Genomic DNA, 16,502 nt, shown 5'->3' on the forward strand with positions numbered 1-16,502 from the left:
TGCCCCCCGTCCGACACGCCGAAAGGCCTTGGGCGGGGTTCTCTTTTCGGGGAATCCCAGCCGCTCGACGCCGTCGCAAAATCGCGGTTTGCAAAAGGAAGTCTACTCAAGTTTTCGATCGTCGACGGTGGCGCGCTCCCCGAGAAACTCTCGCCAACGGCGCTGGCTCTCTCCGTCCGGCCCAAGATGCACGTGAACGTCAACGTCCCCCCGCTCCAGGCGGAAGCGGAGCCCGTTCAAGAGCACTCTTGGACCGATGTCACTTGCCGGCAGACTGTAGCCCCAGACCTCGACCATGGACGCATTCGAGAGTGCCGTCGTTGCCCGGTGCCAAACTTCTTGCATCGCACTCCCGCGAATGCGCTTCAGAAAGGTGGGATGCTCCAAGGCGTAGTCGCGCGGTGGCCCAACCCTTGGCGCCAATGGGTCGATGAGCGGCAAGCGGTTGCCGTTCCACCAAAAATCAAAGTGATTGAGGTAGTAGCGGTGGTCGAAAATGATGTTCCCATCGCTCGCACATTGCCAACCAAACGAACCGTGCAACTTCAGCACGGTGATCGGAGATGCCATCGGCAGGCCGGAGGGAAGCTCGCTCGGTTCATCGATGGGCGACCGCATGAGCAAGACCTTCTCAAACCCGTAGCCGTTGAACGGCGACCACATCTCCTGCTCTGCCAGGGTGCGCTCGACGGTCGTATCCCAGTTGAAGGTAATGACGACGTCCCCGGGCTGAAGCGATACAAGCAAGCCTCGCAGGTAGTCGCGATGGGGCCGATGCGTGCTGTCGTCGTAGTGTCGGAATCCAAAGTATGAATACAGGCAAGCCAGCAACCTGGCCCATGCAACAACTCCGCGATGAAGCTCGTCGCGCTCGGGCAATTGATAGTAACTGTCATCCACCGGCAGCTCAGGCGCCGCCCGCCAAGCGGCGAGCCTCCTGCTCATCTCCGCATCGTCATGCGCAGCCAACGTGTGCTCATAGAGATCCAGCAGGGAGAGAGTCACTTCTGGATTGGGACAAGCCAGGACCAATCGCAGGTGCCCTGAAGCGGACTCCCGATACTCAACCCAATCCGACCACTGTTTCTTGTCCATCACGTGGGAACCAGACATTTCAACATCGATCGCGGGCATCAGCTCTGAGGCAAGAGGATACCCAGCGGCCTTTGACGCTCCAGCTCCCAGGATGAGTACCCCCATGTTGTTCCTACGTCGGCCGGTCGGTTTGCTTATCGCGAGTAAAGGATAGCATCACTCAGGTCCAAGATGCCTGCCGTCACGAGAAAAAAGCTCATCGAAGTTGCGTTGCCCCTCGATGCCATCAACAAGGCGTCGGCGCGGGAGAAGTCGATTCGCCACGGGCACCCGAGCACACTCCACCTGTGGTGGGCGCGGCGGCCGTTGGCGGCGGCGCGGGCGGTGCTCTTTGCGCAGATGGTGGATGATCCGTCGGCGCATCCGGATCTGTTTCCGACTGAGAAGGCGCAGGAGAAGGAGCGCCAGCGACTCTTTCGGATCATCGAAGATCTCGTGCTGTGGGAGAACACTACCAACGAGAGGGTCCTTCAGCAGGCGCGTGACGAGATCTGGCAGAGCTGGCGACGTGCATGCAAGGATAGAAGTGAGGAAAGAGAAGTGAGAAACGAGAAAGGCGCTCCACCCTCACTTCTCACTCCTCACTCCTCTTTTCTCTCTTCTCCTCCCGATCCGCTGTTCAATCCCGAGAAGCTGCCCGCCTTCCACGACCCCTTCGCCGGAGGCGGGGCGCTTCCGCTCGAAGCGCAGCGCCTCGGCCTGGAGGCCTACGCCAGCGACCTCAATCCGGTGGCCGTGCTGATTAACAAGGCGATGATTGAAATCCCGCCGAAGTTCGCGGGGCGACCGCCAGTCAACCCGCAGGCGAGGAGTGAGTGGAGAGAAGTGAGGAGTGAGTCGGGAGGTGGTCATGCACTACCGGGAAACAATCGTGTGGCAGAAGGCGATGGAATCGGCGCGGGAGGTCTATCGACTGGTGCCCAAGCTGCCCAAGGAGGAAACGTACGGGATGCGGTCTCAGATCACTCGGGCGATCGTCTCGATTCCGGCGAATATCGCCGAGGGATGGACCCGGGAATCGATCCGGGAGAAAGCCCAGTTCCTGGCGATAGCCCAAGGTTCATTGGCGGAAGCCGAGACCCTGCTCACGCTCTGCGAGCAGATCGGCTGGTTTCCGGCCCTGGAAACCCAAACGCTGCGTCAGCTTCTGGACGAAGTGAGTCGAATGTTGACGACGCTGCGGCGCAAGTTCAGGACTGCGTGACACTCACTCCTCACTCCTCTTCACTCTTTCCTCGTACCTGGCGCGGCGCGCAGGGGCTGGCCGAGGATGTGCGCTACTACGGCCAGTGGATGCGCGACGAGGCGGAGAAACGTATCGGCCACCTCTACCCGAAGATCGAGGTCACGGCGGAGATGGCGAAGGAGCGGCCGGATCTGAAGAACTATGCAGGCCAGAAGCTCACCGTGATCGCCTGGCTCTGGGCGCGCACGGTGAAGAGCCCGAACCCGGCCTTCGCGCAGGTAGACGTGCCGCTCGCCTCCACCTTCACGCTCTCCACAATGACGGGGAAGGAGTCCTACGTCGAGCCGGTGGTCGAGGGCAGCGGCTACCGCTTCACGGTGAAGGTGGGCAAGCCGAAAGACGCCGAGAGTGCGAAGAACGGCACCAAGCTGTCGCGCGGGGCGAACTTCAAGTGCCTGATGTCGGGGACGCCAATTGAAGGCGACTACATAAAGGCAGAAGGTAACGCCGGGCGTATCGGCGCCCGGATGATGGCGATCGTCGCCGAGGGCGTGCGTACGCGCGTGTACCTGTCACCGACTGCGGAAATGGAGGCTGTGGCGTATCAGGCGAACCCCGACTGGAGGCCGGCAGGTGACGTGCCCTCTCGGCTAACTGGCGGTACCTGCCACGGCTACGGTCTCACGGAATGGAGCGACCTTTTCACTCCGCGCCAGCTCGTGACCCTTACCACGTTCTCCGATCTCGTGAAGGAAGCACGCGACCGAGTGAAGTGCGACGCCCTCGGGGCTGGCCTGCTCGACGACGGCTTTGCCCTCGACGGCGGTGGTACCGGAGCGCAGGCCTACGCTGAAGCGGTGGGTGTATACCTTGGCCTGGCAATGAGCCGTTTCGCGGACAGGACAAACTCGTTGTGTACTTGGGATAGCGGACCAATCGGCACGAAGACATCGACAGGTGGGTCAGCCAGGACAGCCTCTGTCACCAATCTCTTCAAGCGGCATGCAATTCCGATGGCATGGGACTTCGCCGAGGCAAACCCGTTCAGCGAGTCGGGCGGGAGCTACGTGAGCGCTATGGATTGGATTGTTCCGGCCGTCGCCAATCTCACTGGCCGTATCCACGGCACTGCGCAGTCCGCAGATGCGTCAAAGCAGACGCTCTCTGCTGGTAAGGTTGTTTCCACAGACCCTCCCTATTACGACAACGTCGGCTACGCTGATTTGTCGGACTTCTTCTACGTGTGGCTGCGCCGCTCCTTCAGGTCCTTCTTCCCCGACCTTTTCGCGACTCTCGCCGTGCCCAAGACCGAGGAGCTCGTCGCCAGCCCTTACCGCCACGGTAGTAGGGAGAAGGCCGAGAAGTTCTTCCTCGACGGGATGACACAGGCGATGAATCGCGTCGCCGAGTTCGCGCACCCGGCGTTTCCGGTCACCATCTACTACGCCTTCAAGCAATCGGAGAAAGAGAGTGATGCAGGTACCTCCAGCACCGGCTGGGAGTCATTCCTCGAAGCGGTGATACGTGCCGGGTTCGCCGTCAGCGGTACCTGGCCGATGCGGACTGAGCTCGTTGCCGCCTTGAAGAGGAATGTTAGCGCTCTCGCATCCAGCATCGTCATCGTCTGCCGGCAGCGAGCGGCCGATGCGATCACCACGACACGCCGCGAGTTCGTCGCCGCACTCAAGGCCGAGCTGCCCGTGGCGCTCACCCACTTGCAGCGCGGCAACATCGCCCCGGTGGACCTGGCGCAGGCGGCCATCGGCCCGGGCATGGCGGTCTACACCCGCTACGCCAAAGTGCTCGACGCCGAGGGCAAGCCGCTCTCGGTGCGCGAGGCGCTGGCGCTCATCAACCAGACCCTCGACGAGGCGCTCGCCGAGCAGGAGGGCGACTTCGACGCCGACAGCCGCTGGGCGCTGGCGTGGTTCGAACAATCAGGCTTCGCCGAAGGCGACTACGGCGTTGCCGAAACACTCTCGAAGGCCAAGAACACGAGCGTCGGCGGCTTGGTCGAGGCGGGGATCGTTGCTTCGAAGGCCGGCAAGGTCCGCTTGCTTCGTCCCGACGAGCTGCCCGCAAACTGGGACCCGGCGGAGAAGAAGCGAGAAGAGAGAAGTGAGAAGCGAGAAGATCGGGATCTCACTCCTCACTCCTCTCGCCTCACTCCTGCCTGGTCCGTCGTCCACCACCTGATCCGAACGCTCGAAGCGGGTGGCGAAGCCGCGGCCGGCGCGCTCGTCGCCCGGCTCGGCAGCAAGGCCGAGATCGCCCGCGAGCTGGCCTACCGGCTCTACACGCTATGCGAGCGCAAGAAGCGCGCTGCCGAAGCGCTGGCGTACAACGGGCTGGTGCAGAGCTGGCCGGAAATCATGCGTCTCGCGCGCGAAGGCACTACGCCGCGGCCCGAGCAATCGAGCTTGTTTGAGTCGTAGGGGACGGAGATGGATACTGGGAACGCCCGTAGGCCCTGGGCAGAGAGGTGACTTGATGACGACAGAAGCGGCGATTCAGACGATGGTGGACCGGATCGTGCAGCGCTTCCACCCGGTGAGGGTCGTCCTCTTTGGTTCGCACGCGCGAGGGACGGCCACCGCCGAGAGTGATGTCGATCTCCTGGTCGTGCTCCCCCAAATTGCGGACAAGCGCCGTACGACCGTCGACATCCGGCGCGCTTTAGGCGACCTGCCTGTCAGCAAGGACATCGTGGTCACCACGCCCGATGAGATCGCGCGTCGCGGCGACCTGATTGGAAGCGTTCTGCGGCCGGCGCTGCGCGAGGGGAAAGTCGTTTATGAGCAGCACTGAACTGCTCGCGGAGCTGCGCCGCTGGTTACGCTTCGCCCGGGAAGATCTCGACGGCGCCGAAACGCTGCTGGCCGATGAAGGGTTTGTGCCACGCCACGTGTGCTGGCTTGCGCAGCAGGCGGCAGAGAAGGCGATCAAAGGCGCGCTCTCATCTCAGGAGATCCCATTCCCATTTCGGCACGATCTGGATGCGCTGCGCAATCTCTTGCCCGACGGCTGGGAGGTGAAGCGCCAACACCCGGACCTTGCGGAGCTGACGGAGTGGGCCGTTGAGGCGCGGTATCCGGGCGACTGGCCGGATGCGACGGTTGAAGATGCACGCCGCGCGGCCGTGCAGGCGCGCGCCGTATACGAATGCGTAATCGCGGACCTGCTACGGCACGGCATTTCGGCTGAGGACACGCGGGGTTCTTGAGCGATGGCCATCACCAACCACGATCGGGTCGGTAAGGCGTTGGACCTGCTGAATGCGGGACTCCGACCCTTTGCTGAGCGGGAAATGCACGCAGTACACGGGGAGCAGTGGGTAGACGCTGCACGGTCTGCAATCCGTGAGGATCGGGGATCGCCGAAACTCAAAGGTGACGGCTTCAACTGGGACACGCAGGCACTTCTCACTCTGGTCTGGGAACAGTGGAACGGCGTATTCTCCAAGACGTTAGGACGCGCGGAGCGCACCCTGGTCAGCGAGCTGCGCGACATCCGCAACAAGTGGGCGCATCAAGAAGCCTTCAGCACCGACGACGCCTACCGCGCACTCGACTCGGCTGGTCGCCTGCTGACGGCCGTCTCGGCGCCGCAGTCCGATGAAATCGAGAAGATGAAGATGGAGCTGCTGCGCCTGCGGTTCGACGAACAGGTGCGCGGCGAGAAGCGGAAGTGCGCCGGCACCGCGATCGAGAGCGCCGCGGCAGGCAACCTGAAGCCGTGGCGCGAGGTGGTGACGCCGCACAAAGACGTTGCCAGCGGTCGCTACCAGCAGGCGGAATTCGCCGCGGACCTCTGGCAGGTGCATCTCGGCGAAGGAACCGACGAGTACAAGAATCCGGTCGAGTTCTTCCGCCGCACCTATCTCACCGAGAGCCTGAAGCGGCTGCTCGTGGGCGCGGTGCAGCGCCTGGCGGGCGCCGGTGGCGATCCCGTCGTCCAGCTTCAAACTAATTTCGGCGGCGGCAAGACGCACTCGATGCTGGCGCTCTATCACCTGTTCTCCGGCATCACGCCGAACGAGCTGTCCGGCATCGACGCTGTGATGAAGGAGGCGTCGGAGAGAAGTGAGCGCAGAGAAGTGAGAAACGAGAGGTCGGACTCCCATCTCACTTCTCACTCCTCTTTCCTCTTTCCTCGCACTGTCCGCCGCGTCGTGCTGGTCGGCAACAAGATTTCGCCCGGCAACCCCGTCACCAAGCCCGATGGCACCGTAGTGCGCACCCTGTGGGGTGAACTGGCCTGGCAGCTCGGCGGCAAGAAGGCTTTCAAGCGCGTCCAGGCCGACGACGAGAAGGCAACCAGTCCCGGCGACGTGCTGCGCGAGCTGTTCAAGGAGTACGGCCCGTGCCTGGTACTCATCGACGAATGGGTCGCCTACGCCCGCCAGCTCCACGACCAGAGCGACCTGCCGGCCGGCGGCTTCGAGACGCAGTTCAGCTTCGCCCAGGTGCTGACCGAGTCGGCGAAGCTGGCAAAGAACTGCCTGCTCGTGATCAGTCTTCCTGCTTCGGACGTCGGAGAGAAGCGAGAAAAGAGAAGTGAGGAAAGAGAAGGCTCTCACTTCTCACTCCTCTCTCCTCACTCCTACGTGGATGACGTGGAAGTCGGCGGCCAGCGGGGGCGCGAGGCTCTCGACCGGCTGCGCAACGTCGTGGGGCGCGTGGAATCCTCTTGGCGGCCGGCGAGCGCCGAGGAAGGCTTCGAGATCGTACGCCGGCGGCTGTTCGAACCCCTCGCCGATCAGACACAGTTCAAGGACCGCGACATCGTGGCGCGGGCCTTCGCGGATCTCTACCGGACCCAGCACCAGGAGTTTCCGCCCGAGTGCCGCGACGCTGATTATGAAAAGCGCCTCAAGGCGGCTTACCCGATCCACCCGGAAATCTTCGACCGGCTCTACAGCGACTGGTCCACCCTTGTGAAGTTTCAGCGCACGCGCGGCGTGCTGCGCCTGATGGCCGCAGTGATCCACAGCCTGTGGGAGAAGGGCGATCGCAACCCGCTCATCCTGCCGGCGAATATCTCGATCGACGATCCGCGGGTGCAGTTCGAGCTAACCCGTTACCTCTCGGACAACTGGGTCCCGGTGATTGAAAAAGACGTGGACGGCCCAAGCTCCCTGCCGCTGCGGCTCGACGGCGAGGTGCCGAATCTCGGCAAGTTCGCCGCCTGCCGGCGCGTGGCGCGCACCATCTACCTTGGCTCCGCCCCCACAGCCACCGCCGCCCACCGGGGACTCGAGGACCGTCGCGTGAAGCTCGGCTGTGTGATGCCGGGAGAATCGCCCGCCGTCTTCGGGGACGCGCTCCGGCGTCTCGCCGGCGCCGCCACATACCTCTACCAGGACGGCCCGCGCTACTGGTACTCCACGCAGCCCACGGTCACCAAGCTTGCGGAAGACCGCGCCGAGCAGCTCAAACGCGATCCCGACAAGGTAGTAGCCGAGCTGGATCAGCGCCTGCGCCTCGATCTGCGCAAGACCGGCGACTTCAGCCGCATCCATCCCATGCCGCAGTCCGGGCAGGACGTGCCCGACGACATGGACGCGCGGCTGGTCGTGCTGGGCGTCGACCACGCTTACAACAAGGAACCGGGCAACGCGGCCGAGGTCGCGGCGAAGGCCATCTTCGAGTCCCGCGGCAACTCGCCGCGGCTGTTCCGCAATACGCTCGTCTTCCTCGCCGTCGACCAGACCCGCCTTCAGGATCTCGACGAGGCCGTGCGCCGGTATCTCGCGTGGGACTCCATTCTCGCCGAACAAGAGAAGCTCGACCTCTCGCCGCATCAGGTGAAGCAAGCCGAGACCCAGAAGACATCTGCGGACGGTGCCGTGACCGCACGGCTGCCGGAGGCCTACCAGTGGCTCCTGGTGCCGGTACAGGGCTCGCCCCAGGCAGCCGTGGAGTGGCAGTCCTTCCGCCTCTCCGGCCAGGATGCCCTCGCGCTCCGCGCGAGCAAGAAGCTCCGCACCGACGAGCTGCTCGTGACATCGCTCGCCGGCACGCGCCTGCGGATGGAGCTGGACCGCGTGCCGCTGTGGCGCGGCGACCACGTCGCCATCAAACAGCTGGTCGAAGACTTCGCCCGCTACCTCTACCTGCCGCGCACCAAGGACCCGGCAGTGCTGGTGGAAGCAATCCGCGACGGCCTCGGCCTACTGACGTGGTCGCAAGATTCCTTCGCGTACGCCAACAGCTTCGATGAGACCGCCGGCCGCTACCGCGGGCTGCGCTGCGGCCAGCAAGTCCCGATCACCGAAAGCGACGCCGGCCTGCTCGTGCGGCCCGAGATCGCTCGGCAACAGCAGCAAGCGGAAGCCCAGCAGACAACCGGCACCACCGCCGCCGCAGGCGGAGATGCCGGAACGACAGCCACAGGAGGCGCAGGCGGTGAAGCGACGTCCGGCGAAGCCGGTACGGGCTCGAATCAAACCGCAGCGCCAAAGCGCTTTCACGGCACTGTCTCCCTCGACCCAACCCGCGTCGGCCGGGACGCCAGCCGCATCGCCGACGAGGTCGTCGCCCACCTTGCTGGTCTCATCGGCGCGACCGTGAGAGTAACCCTCGAAATCGAAGCTGAAATTCCAGCTGGTGCGCCTGAGAATGTGGTGCGGACTGTGACCGAAAACAGTCGGACGCTCAAGTTTACGAGCCAGGGGTTTGAGAAGGAGTAAGTGCGCCAGACCACACCATGAGCTACACCCAACACCGCACGAAGCTGGGCCTCAACATTGCGCGGATTGAAGTCCCTAACGGCACCATCCGGGCTGGCGTCTTCAAGTACGACCCCAAGACAGGCCACGATGATCTTGCCAAGCTCCGAGACACACACCGTGGGACTCATGCCGTGGCGCGCCGGCGTGATCAGATTGTCTGCCTGCCACGCACCCGGAACCCCCCAACGTGGGGGATGCCCAAGGCCTCGACTTACGTGGCAACCTCAGTCTCGTTGGAGCTCTGTTCCGTGAAACACTGATCGATCACTCTTGTGCCCTACCCCGAGTCGCTCTGGATCAACCGAGACAGCACCAGTGCGGGACTGAACGGCTGCATCAGCCAGGCGGAAGCCGTGCGCCGCTGTGCGTTCGGGCACACGTGGAGGAGGGTTGTTGCGCGCGCAGACCTTCATAGCGCCGCCGCGCAGTTAGCCAGGTTGCCTGCTGGTCCGGACCTGATCGTCCGCAAGTGCGCGCGGCGGCGAAGTCCGGAGAAGGATCATGAGGCGGCTCACTTGAGTTGCGGGCGGCACCGCGCGCTGCGCGTGAGAGAACATCAACAAGGGTGACAAAGCTCACAGCGTGCGAGGCGGGTCGTTGGCCTCAGGCCGATAGAGACGGTGGAATCAGGATGCACGTCTCCCCGGGGTGGCGGTGTCGCGCAAACGACCGCTTCGATGCCGCCCGTCAGCGGGTCAGCCTACCAGGCGCGGGTCGAGGAGAAACGGTATCGACCGCCCAATTCTCAGGCGGCCGAAGGCGGGGTGGGCGGGATTGAGCAAGTAGTTCAATTCCTCCGGCACGATGGCACTCGGCACCGCCAGCGCCAGGGCGCGGCCGGACGCGAGCCACGCGTCGCCGATCTGCTGCGTCGCCAGCAGGCCGCGCACCGTGCGCCAATGCCGCGGCAACTGAGCGCTCGCCAGATTATCGACGAGCTTGGAATCGACATCGAACGTGAACGCGACAAGACGCGGGAGTGGCCGGCCGACATCGAGATGCACAAGCACCTCGAGCACGGCGAGCGACTTGGTGGCGCTGGCATACACGGCGCGCCGGCCGGGCGAGTTCCAGCGCCCGCCGAAGCGCTGCGCCGCTTTGCCGTCGAACGCCGTGGCCGCGTGCGTGCGCTTCACGACGCGCCATAGCTGCGGCATCAGGTGTACACGCCGTGCTCCAGGCGGCCGATGAGATTCTCCACCTCGCGGGCCCCCGCTTCCGTCTCGGCGCGGTCCAGCGGAGTCTCGCCGTCGAGGGCGCGGGCGGGCTTGCGCAGCCAAGCGCGTGCGGCCTCCTCGTCGCCGTCGTGCAGCTCGGTGGCAAGACGGAACAGCCGCGCGAAGCGGAGCAGCCGGTCACTGTGGCCCGCGTCGAGACGCTGGCCGCTTTGCCGGCGGCGGGAGAGTGTCGCGATCGAGATGCCGATCCGGCCGGCAAGGTTCTCCACCGTGAGGCCAAGCAGCTCCCGCAGCACATCCAGCTCCGCCACAGGCAGGCCCGATTTGACCCGTGCCGCCGCCTCCCCGGCGCCCAGCGGCCGGCCCTTCGCGTGCGCCTTCACGAGCATCCTGGTGCGGGCGGCAGTGGCTTTCATGTGAGCACTATGGACCTTTCATCTGCAAGGAGCAAGACCGCCCGCCGCGCACGCCGAGCGTCCATGCCCCCGATGATCTGCGCCAGTGCACCGGAGATCAAGCTGAGCCCCAGGAACTCAGAGCTTGCGAGGGTTGGCAGCCCGTTGAAAAAGCTCGGCGCCGTACATCGAGGGAGATGTCCCTCTGCCGCAGCCCCCGCGGGCGAGAGCGAGGGTGAGGGTTCCAGCAGCGGGCCGGAGGCCCGCTCGGCCTTGCACCGCAAGGCCGTCGGAGGAGTTGATCCCCTCACCTCAATCCTCTCCCCGCGGGTGGTGCGGGGAGAGGAGGGTTGCGTCGGATCAGACCGCCCTGTTTTTCAACGGGCTGTTAGATTAGGTCACCCTTCGAAAGTCAGGTTCGGAAAGCAGTAATGATCTGATATGGCTGAAGAACGCCGGCTTCGAGGCGGAAGTCGTGCGCCGACCGTTGACGCCAGACCGCCGGAGACGGTGGAATCAGAATGTGGGCGGACGGCTCAGTTTCGGTAGACGCAGATGGCGGTGGCGAGAATGTGCTCGCGGGCGTAACGGTTGGGTGATTGCTCCAAGGACCGGCGGAAGACGAAGTCCACCGGCACCCCCACAAGCTCTTCTACCTCACCTGCCATTTCGAGCAGCTCGGTAGTGGAAACCGGCACCGACTCGTCGAGCGTTACCAGCAGGTCCACATCACTATCGGACGAAGCTCGGCCGCGCGCGACTGAGCCGAAAACCTCCAGGCGGGACGATAGCTCTTGAACTCCGTCGCCTCAGTCTCCAGTCTCCAGCCTCCAGCCTCGTTCTTCACAATCCAATCTCATGCCGTAGCGCTTGCGTGGCCTGCACCCAGTTGCCGACGTTCCAGCGGCCGTGCGCACCGAGGCCGCCGAGCGGATCGGGGCCGTAGTACACCGGTACGTGGATCAGCGAGAGGCCGTCGTGCGCCCGCGCTTGATCAAGCGCCGCGACCAGCGCTTGCGGGGATCGGCCGCCGTCGAAGGCGGCGACGCCACGGATCGCGCGAGCCCAGGCGAGATAGTCGACGGCGACCGCGTCACTGGTCGCATGCGAGGCGCCGTACTGCGCCTCTTGCAGCCCGGAGATGGCGCCCATCCGGCGATTGTCGAGCAGCAGGATGCAGCCGCGCGCGCCGTGCGTCACGCCGTCGATGAGGATCTGCGGGTTCATCGTGAACGATCCGTCGCCACTGATGGCAAGGCCGTAGAACGGTCGCGCCGCCAGCGCAGTGGCGAGCAATGCGGAGACGCCAAAGCCCATGTAGCTGGCGCCGGTTTCCGTGAAGGTACGGCCGAGCCGATCGTCCTCGACGATCTGAAAGCCGTTGGCTTGCACGTCGCCGGCGTCGAAGAACGTGACCACGTTGTGGGCGCGCGCCCAGTCGGTGGCGGCTTTGATGGCGGCCGGCTGCGTCAGCACGGCTCGCTTCCACACCTCGTCGAACAGGCACGGGGTCTGGTAGCGCTCGGCCTTGAACGCCTCCCAGCGCCGGCGCTGCCGGCTGCACGCGACCAGCCACTCGGACTCGCCGGCGCTGCCAGCCGGGGCCAAGCGCCGCAGCTCTTCGAGCAGCCGGCGCAGTGTGGGCGCCGCATCGCCGATAAGCGCGATCGTCTTGCCGTAATGCATCGCGGCCGCGACATCGGTGTTGACGTTGATGACCCGCTGCACTCGTGGATAACCGGTGCGAGAGCAGTCGGACTGACAGACGAAGCGCGTGCCGACGGCTACCAGCAGATCGGCTTCCGCCATCGCGAAGTTGCCGCTAATCGAGCCTTTGGAGCCGCCCACCGTCATGTTGCGCGGGTGGTGATACGGGATCACGCCGGAGACCAGCGGGCTGGTCACCGCCACACCGTCAACGAGTTCGAGCAGTTCGAGCAACTCGGCGCCGGCAGAGCGCGCGCCACTGCCGACCTTGACGACGACGCGCGTGGCCGCGCGGAGGGCCGCCGCCGCTTGGGCGTAGGCGCCGCCGTCGGCCGCGGCGCCGAGACGCGGCGGCGCGCCGGCCGGTAGCTCGTCGAGATTGAACGCGCCGAGCACGCTCGGCTGCGTGTTGAGCGGCAGCAAGAGATAGAACGGCCCGGCGCGATGCGGGTGATCGACCGCGTTCAAGCCGCGGCGCAGCGCGGTGCCGACGGCCTCGGGCGTGTGCAAGCAGTACGCCTCGCCCATGGTCGCGCACACTCGCAAGTAAAGCTGCTGCTCGGGCTTGGGGATCTGCTGCATGTTGGGGCCTTCGTCCTGCGTCGTCTCGTCGCCGTAGAGGTGCCAGACACCGATGCCGTCGCTGGCGGCGGCGAGCGCGCCCGCCATCGCCTGCAGCGCCCCCGGCCCGATCGAGGTCATCACCGCGGCCTTTTCGCCGGTCACCCAGCGCAACGCCGTAGCTGCGTGCGCCGCCGCCGTTTCGTGGCGCACGCCGCAGGTGCGCACCAGTCCGGCCTGCTCGTAGAGGCGCAGCACCTCGCCGATCTCCGTCGAACCGTGGCCGAGCACGCACAGAAAAGTCCGCACGCCTTGGCGTAGCAAGCCCAGCACGATCGCCTCGGCCAGGGTGGTATCGATCCGCTGCGAAATGACGCCGGCTGCCAGCGCCGCCTCGAGGCCGCCGGCCGCCGCGATCGCCGCGGCGCGCGCGGCGCGCTGGCGGGCGATGGAATTGGGATCGCTCTCGACGTTCATGGCTGCCGGGTCGAATTGCCTCTCACCAGACGGGATCGCCCTCGTGACGCACGAGGGCGTGGAACGCCTCGGTCAAGCGGCGCGTGATCGGGCCGGGCTTGCCGTCGGCGATGGGCCGGCCATCCACCGCGGCCACCGGCATCAGCTCGGCGCCGGTGCCGGTGAGGAAACATTCGTCGGCGGTGTAGAGGTCGTAGCGCGTCAGCCGCGCCTCGGCGGCGGCCAGGCCGGCTTCGACGGCCAGCTCCAGGATCGCACCGCGCGTGATGCCTTCGAGGGCGCCGTCTTGCGGTGAGGGTGTCAGCAGCCGGCCGCCGCGGATCACGAACAGGTTGTCCGCGGTGCATTCGGCGACGAAGCCGGCGCTGTTGAGTAGGATCGCCTCGTGGGCGCCGGCCCGCTGCGCGTCGATCTTGGCGAGCACGTTCTTCAGGTAGTTGAGCGACTTCACCCGCGGGTCGAAGGCCTCGTGCGATACCTGACGCGTCGCCGACGTGATCACTTGCACGCCGCCGGCGTACAGCTCGCGCGGGTAGACCTTGATGTCGGTGACGATGATGATCACCGTCGGTTTGGCGCAGGTACGCGGATCGATACCGAGATCGCCGGCGCCGCGCGTGACGACCAGCCGGATGTAGCCGTCTTCCTGGCGATTGCGGGCGACGGCCTGGCGCACCAGCGCGTGCATCTGCTCCTGCGGCAGAGCGATGTCCAACGCCAGCGCCCGGGCGGAAGCGTAGAGCCGCTCGAGGTGGGCCTCGAGCCGGAAGATGCGGCGATTATACACCCGGATGCCTTCGAAGATGCCGTCGCCATAGAGCAGCCCGTGATCAAAGACCGAGACCTTGGCGGTCTCGCGAGAATGCCATTCGCCGTCGATGTAGATCTGCATATCGCGCCTCGGGCCCTAAAGTCGCTCTTGCGCACGCCCACGTCAAGCACCGATCGGCGCACGCTGCATCTGCTCGTAGAAGAACGCAGTCGGGAGCCGGGAGATAGTTTGCACGCGGGTCACTCCGCGGTCAGCTTGCGGGCCGGGGGCGGCAGAGCAATTGACCGCCGCCCGAGGCCAGCAGCTGGCCGTCGGCGGACCAGACCGACGATTGCCCTCCAATCAGTCCGTGAGCCGCAACCGGCGCGGCGGCATCGCACAGCAGCCATTCGCAGGCGGCAGCGGCGCGGTGAAATTGCACGGCGACGTCGAGATTCGGGGCGACGTACGGCAGTACGCCGGCGTACGCCCGACAGGTCGCCGGCCACAACATGGTGTCGATCAGCACCAGCGCGCGGGCGGCGTCAACGAAAGGATCGTCGAAGACGGCGCGCGGCCGAAAGCGGTACCACTCGCGCCACACCGGTGGGCCGGGCGCGCGCTGGTTCCAATGCACCCAGTCGATCGGGCGAGCCTCGAGATTCTGCCAGAACGGGTACGAGGCTTTGCGGTCCTCCGGCGAAAGCAAGTCCTCGACGGCCTTGAGTTCGCTCGGGGGAGGGACCGGCGGCATCTGCGCCGTATCATGCTCGAGTCCGGCCACATCGCCGACGACCCAGACCACGGCCTCCAGGATCGGGCGCGCTTGCTGTGTCATCGACACGCGCAGCGAGGCCGCGCGCTTGCTGGCGCGTAACGTGGTCACATGCAGCTCCACCTCGTCGAACTCCGCCACACTCAGATAGTGACATGCAAAGCTCGCGGGCCGGCGCAGTCCGGTCGAGGCTCCTGCGGCCCGCAGCGCAATCGCCGCAAGGTAGCCGCCATTCGGTCCCCAGATCTCCCAGTCGCGCGCGAGGCTTGCCCGGTAATGCCCATCGCGTCCGTCGATCGCCGTATCTGCCGCTAGGTCGCCCATGGGGGTATTGCTGCACGACTGGACCGGCAGGCGCAAGCCGGGCGATCAGACGTCTGTGGACTCGGTACCGTCCGCAGGCATTCAGCCTTGCCCGTAGAGCAGCCCACGACGGCCGCACCCGACGAACCTTGTCATCCAATCACGTTCAGCTAACATGCACGCCAACGTCGATGGCTCTCGCTCCACGCAGACGGGCTGGCGTGCCCGCTTCCCTTGCCGCAACAGCGGCAGCGCCGCCGTGGGAGGCGGTATTGAACTGTCTCGCCGATGCGGTGGTGCTGATCGATACCGGCGGTCAACTCACGCTCGTCAATCCGGCGGCAGAACAGCTCCTCGGCCGTGCCCAGGCGCAGTTGCTGGGCCGCCCGTGCGCTGAGGTCTTTCGCCCGACTCCGGCAGTGGCGCAGATGGTGGAGCGGACGCTGGCCAGTGGGCAGACCCAAGCGCGCAGCGAAGACCTGCGCCCCGAGCGTGCTCGCAACGTACCCGTACGCCTGCACACCTCGGCCATTTGGGACGAGCATCACGGCCGCATCCGCGGCGTGGTGTTGACTATCCACGACCTCAGCTACCAGCGCACGCTGGAGGAAGACGCCAGGCGCCGCGAGCACGTGGCCCAGCTAAGCACGCTGGTGGCGGGGGTGGCGCACGAGGTGAAGAACCCGCTCGGCGGCATCAAGGGTGCCGCGCAGTTGCTCGCCCAGCGCCTCGGCGATCGCCCGGATTTGCGCGAGTACACCGCGGTGATCGAACGCGAGACTAACCGGCTCAGCCAAATGGTGGACGAGTTGCTGCTGCTCGGCGCCCCGCGTCCCTCCGAGCTGGCGCCGCTCAACATCCACAAAGTGATTCAAGAAGTCCTGGCGCTGCTGCAGCCCGAGCTGGCGGCCGGCGGCATCAACCGGCGCGAGGAGTTCGATCCCAGCTTGCCCGCGGCCCGCGGCGACGCGGCGCAGCTGACGCAGGTATTGCTCAACCTGATGAAGAACGCGATCGAGGCCATGCGCGGCGCGCCCGCCGGCGCCGGCCACTGCCTCACGGTCGTCACCCGCATGGAAACCGACTTCCACTTGATGCGCGATCAAGACGGCAGCGGGCAGTTGCTGCGCATCGAGATCGGCGACAGCGGCCCGGGCCTGACGGCGGCGGCGCGCGCGCGCCTATTCGAGCCGTTCTACAGCACCAAACCGCGCGGCACCGGTCTCGGCCTGGCGATCTGCCAGCGACTGATGGCCGCCCAGGGCGGCTCGCTCCGCGTCGACAACGCTGCCCGCGGCGGCGCCGTGGCCACGCTCAATCTGCCGCTGGCGCGCTGAGGCG

Annotated in this window: 12 protein-coding genes and 1 pseudogene; 6 read left to right on the top strand and 7 right to left on the bottom strand. The window is 65.7% G+C overall.

The window, feature by feature from the left end:
* Positions 1-102: 102 nt before the first annotated feature.
* A complete protein-coding gene (locus HY699_16630; GenBank protein MBI4517431.1) occupies positions 103-1,200 on the bottom strand; it encodes a hypothetical protein in 1,098 nt (365 codons plus the stop codon).
* A gap of 66 nt (positions 1,201-1,266) precedes the next feature.
* Here HY699_16630 and HY699_16635 point away from each other — a divergent pair.
* The 5 genes and pseudogenes from HY699_16635 to HY699_16655 all read left to right on the top strand — a co-directional run bounded on the left by HY699_16635 (position 1,267) and on the right by HY699_16655 (position 8,972).
* Positions 1,267-1,899, top strand: a pseudogene (locus HY699_16635) (DUF1156 domain-containing protein).
* A 46-nt stretch (positions 1,900-1,945) separates the two neighbouring features.
* The gene (locus tag HY699_16640) at positions 1,946-2,299 is read left to right on the top strand and encodes a four helix bundle protein (GenBank protein MBI4517432.1); all 354 of its coding nucleotides are present in this window, start codon (positions 1,946-1,948) and stop codon (positions 2,297-2,299) included.
* Positions 2,300-4,771: 2,472 nt separating this feature from the next.
* Complete coding sequence (locus HY699_16645) at positions 4,772-5,089, top strand: nucleotidyltransferase domain-containing protein (protein MBI4517433.1); 318 nt, start codon at positions 4,772-4,774, stop codon at positions 5,087-5,089.
* Positions 5,076-5,504, top strand: a complete 429-nt coding sequence (locus HY699_16650; GenBank protein MBI4517434.1) for a HEPN domain-containing protein — start codon at positions 5,076-5,078, stop codon at positions 5,502-5,504. Before HY699_16645 ends, HY699_16650 begins: the two co-directional genes overlap by 14 nt.
* 3 nt (positions 5,505-5,507) lie before the next feature.
* Positions 5,508-8,972 (top strand): ATP-binding protein, encoded by a 3,465-nt coding sequence (locus tag HY699_16655; GenBank protein MBI4517435.1) that lies wholly within the window; start codon positions 5,508-5,510, stop codon positions 8,970-8,972.
* Between the two features lie 737 nt (positions 8,973-9,709).
* Here the strand turns inward: HY699_16655 and HY699_16660 are convergent.
* From HY699_16660 to HY699_16685, 6 genes are all read right to left on the bottom strand, one after another.
* Positions 9,710-10,171 (bottom strand): RES family NAD+ phosphorylase, encoded by a 462-nt coding sequence (locus tag HY699_16660; GenBank protein MBI4517436.1) that lies wholly within the window; start codon positions 10,169-10,171, stop codon positions 9,710-9,712.
* On the bottom strand, positions 10,171-10,608 hold the full coding sequence (locus HY699_16665; GenBank protein ID MBI4517437.1) for a DUF2384 domain-containing protein: 438 nt from the start codon (positions 10,606-10,608) through the stop codon (positions 10,171-10,173). The genes HY699_16660 and HY699_16665 overlap by 1 nt, the downstream gene beginning before the upstream one ends.
* 515 nt (positions 10,609-11,123) lie before the next feature.
* Positions 11,124-11,366 carry a nucleotidyltransferase domain-containing protein gene (locus HY699_16670; GenBank protein MBI4517438.1) on the bottom strand — a complete coding sequence of 81 codons (243 nt, stop codon included), beginning with the start codon at positions 11,364-11,366 and terminating at the stop codon, positions 11,124-11,126.
* Positions 11,367-11,430: 64 nt separating this feature from the next.
* Positions 11,431-13,332, bottom strand: coding sequence for a thiamine pyrophosphate-binding protein (locus HY699_16675; GenBank protein ID MBI4517439.1), 1,902 nt, complete (start codon positions 13,330-13,332; stop codon positions 11,431-11,433).
* Between the two features lie 22 nt (positions 13,333-13,354).
* A complete protein-coding gene (gene ilvE, locus HY699_16680; GenBank protein ID MBI4517440.1) occupies positions 13,355-14,224 on the bottom strand; it encodes a branched-chain-amino-acid transaminase in 870 nt (289 codons plus the stop codon).
* A gap of 130 nt (positions 14,225-14,354) precedes the next feature.
* Entirely contained in the window at positions 14,355-15,182 is an 828-nt protein-coding gene (locus HY699_16685; protein ID MBI4517441.1) for a thioesterase family protein, read from the bottom strand.
* A 251-nt stretch (positions 15,183-15,433) separates the two neighbouring features.
* On the opposite strand from HY699_16685, the gene HY699_16690 reads away from it, so the two are divergent.
* Positions 15,434-16,498 carry a PAS domain-containing protein gene (locus HY699_16690; GenBank protein MBI4517442.1) on the top strand — a complete coding sequence of 355 codons (1,065 nt, stop codon included), beginning with the start codon at positions 15,434-15,436 and terminating at the stop codon, positions 16,496-16,498.
* The last annotated feature ends 4 nt before the right edge of the window (positions 16,499-16,502 follow it).

The organism is Deltaproteobacteria bacterium (genome assembly GCA_016210005.1).
Lineage (GTDB): Bacteria > Desulfobacterota > Binatia > HRBIN30 > JACQVA1 > JACQVA1.

Coding starts and splice junctions, on each gene's coding strand:
- HY699_16685 (MBI4517441.1), bottom strand. CDS start 15,182: ATGGGCGACCTAGCGGCAGATACGGCGATCGACGGACGCGATGGGCAT.
- HY699_16630 (MBI4517431.1), bottom strand. CDS start 1,200: ATGGGGGTACTCATCCTGGGAGCTGGAGCGTCAAAGGCCGCTGGGTAT.
- HY699_16660 (MBI4517436.1), bottom strand. CDS start 10,171: ATGCCGCAGCTATGGCGCGTCGTGAAGCGCACGCACGCGGCCACGGCG.
- ilvE (MBI4517440.1), bottom strand. CDS start 14,224: ATGCAGATCTACATCGACGGCGAATGGCATTCTCGCGAGACCGCCAAG.
- HY699_16655 (MBI4517435.1), top strand. CDS start 5,508: ATGGCCATCACCAACCACGATCGGGTCGGTAAGGCGTTGGACCTGCTG.
- HY699_16650 (MBI4517434.1), top strand. CDS start 5,076: ATGAGCAGCACTGAACTGCTCGCGGAGCTGCGCCGCTGGTTACGCTTC.
- HY699_16645 (MBI4517433.1), top strand. CDS start 4,772: ATGACGACAGAAGCGGCGATTCAGACGATGGTGGACCGGATCGTGCAG.
- HY699_16640 (MBI4517432.1), top strand. CDS start 1,946: ATGCACTACCGGGAAACAATCGTGTGGCAGAAGGCGATGGAATCGGCG.
- HY699_16665 (MBI4517437.1), bottom strand. CDS start 10,608: ATGAAAGCCACTGCCGCCCGCACCAGGATGCTCGTGAAGGCGCACGCG.
- HY699_16675 (MBI4517439.1), bottom strand. CDS start 13,332: ATGAACGTCGAGAGCGATCCCAATTCCATCGCCCGCCAGCGCGCCGCG.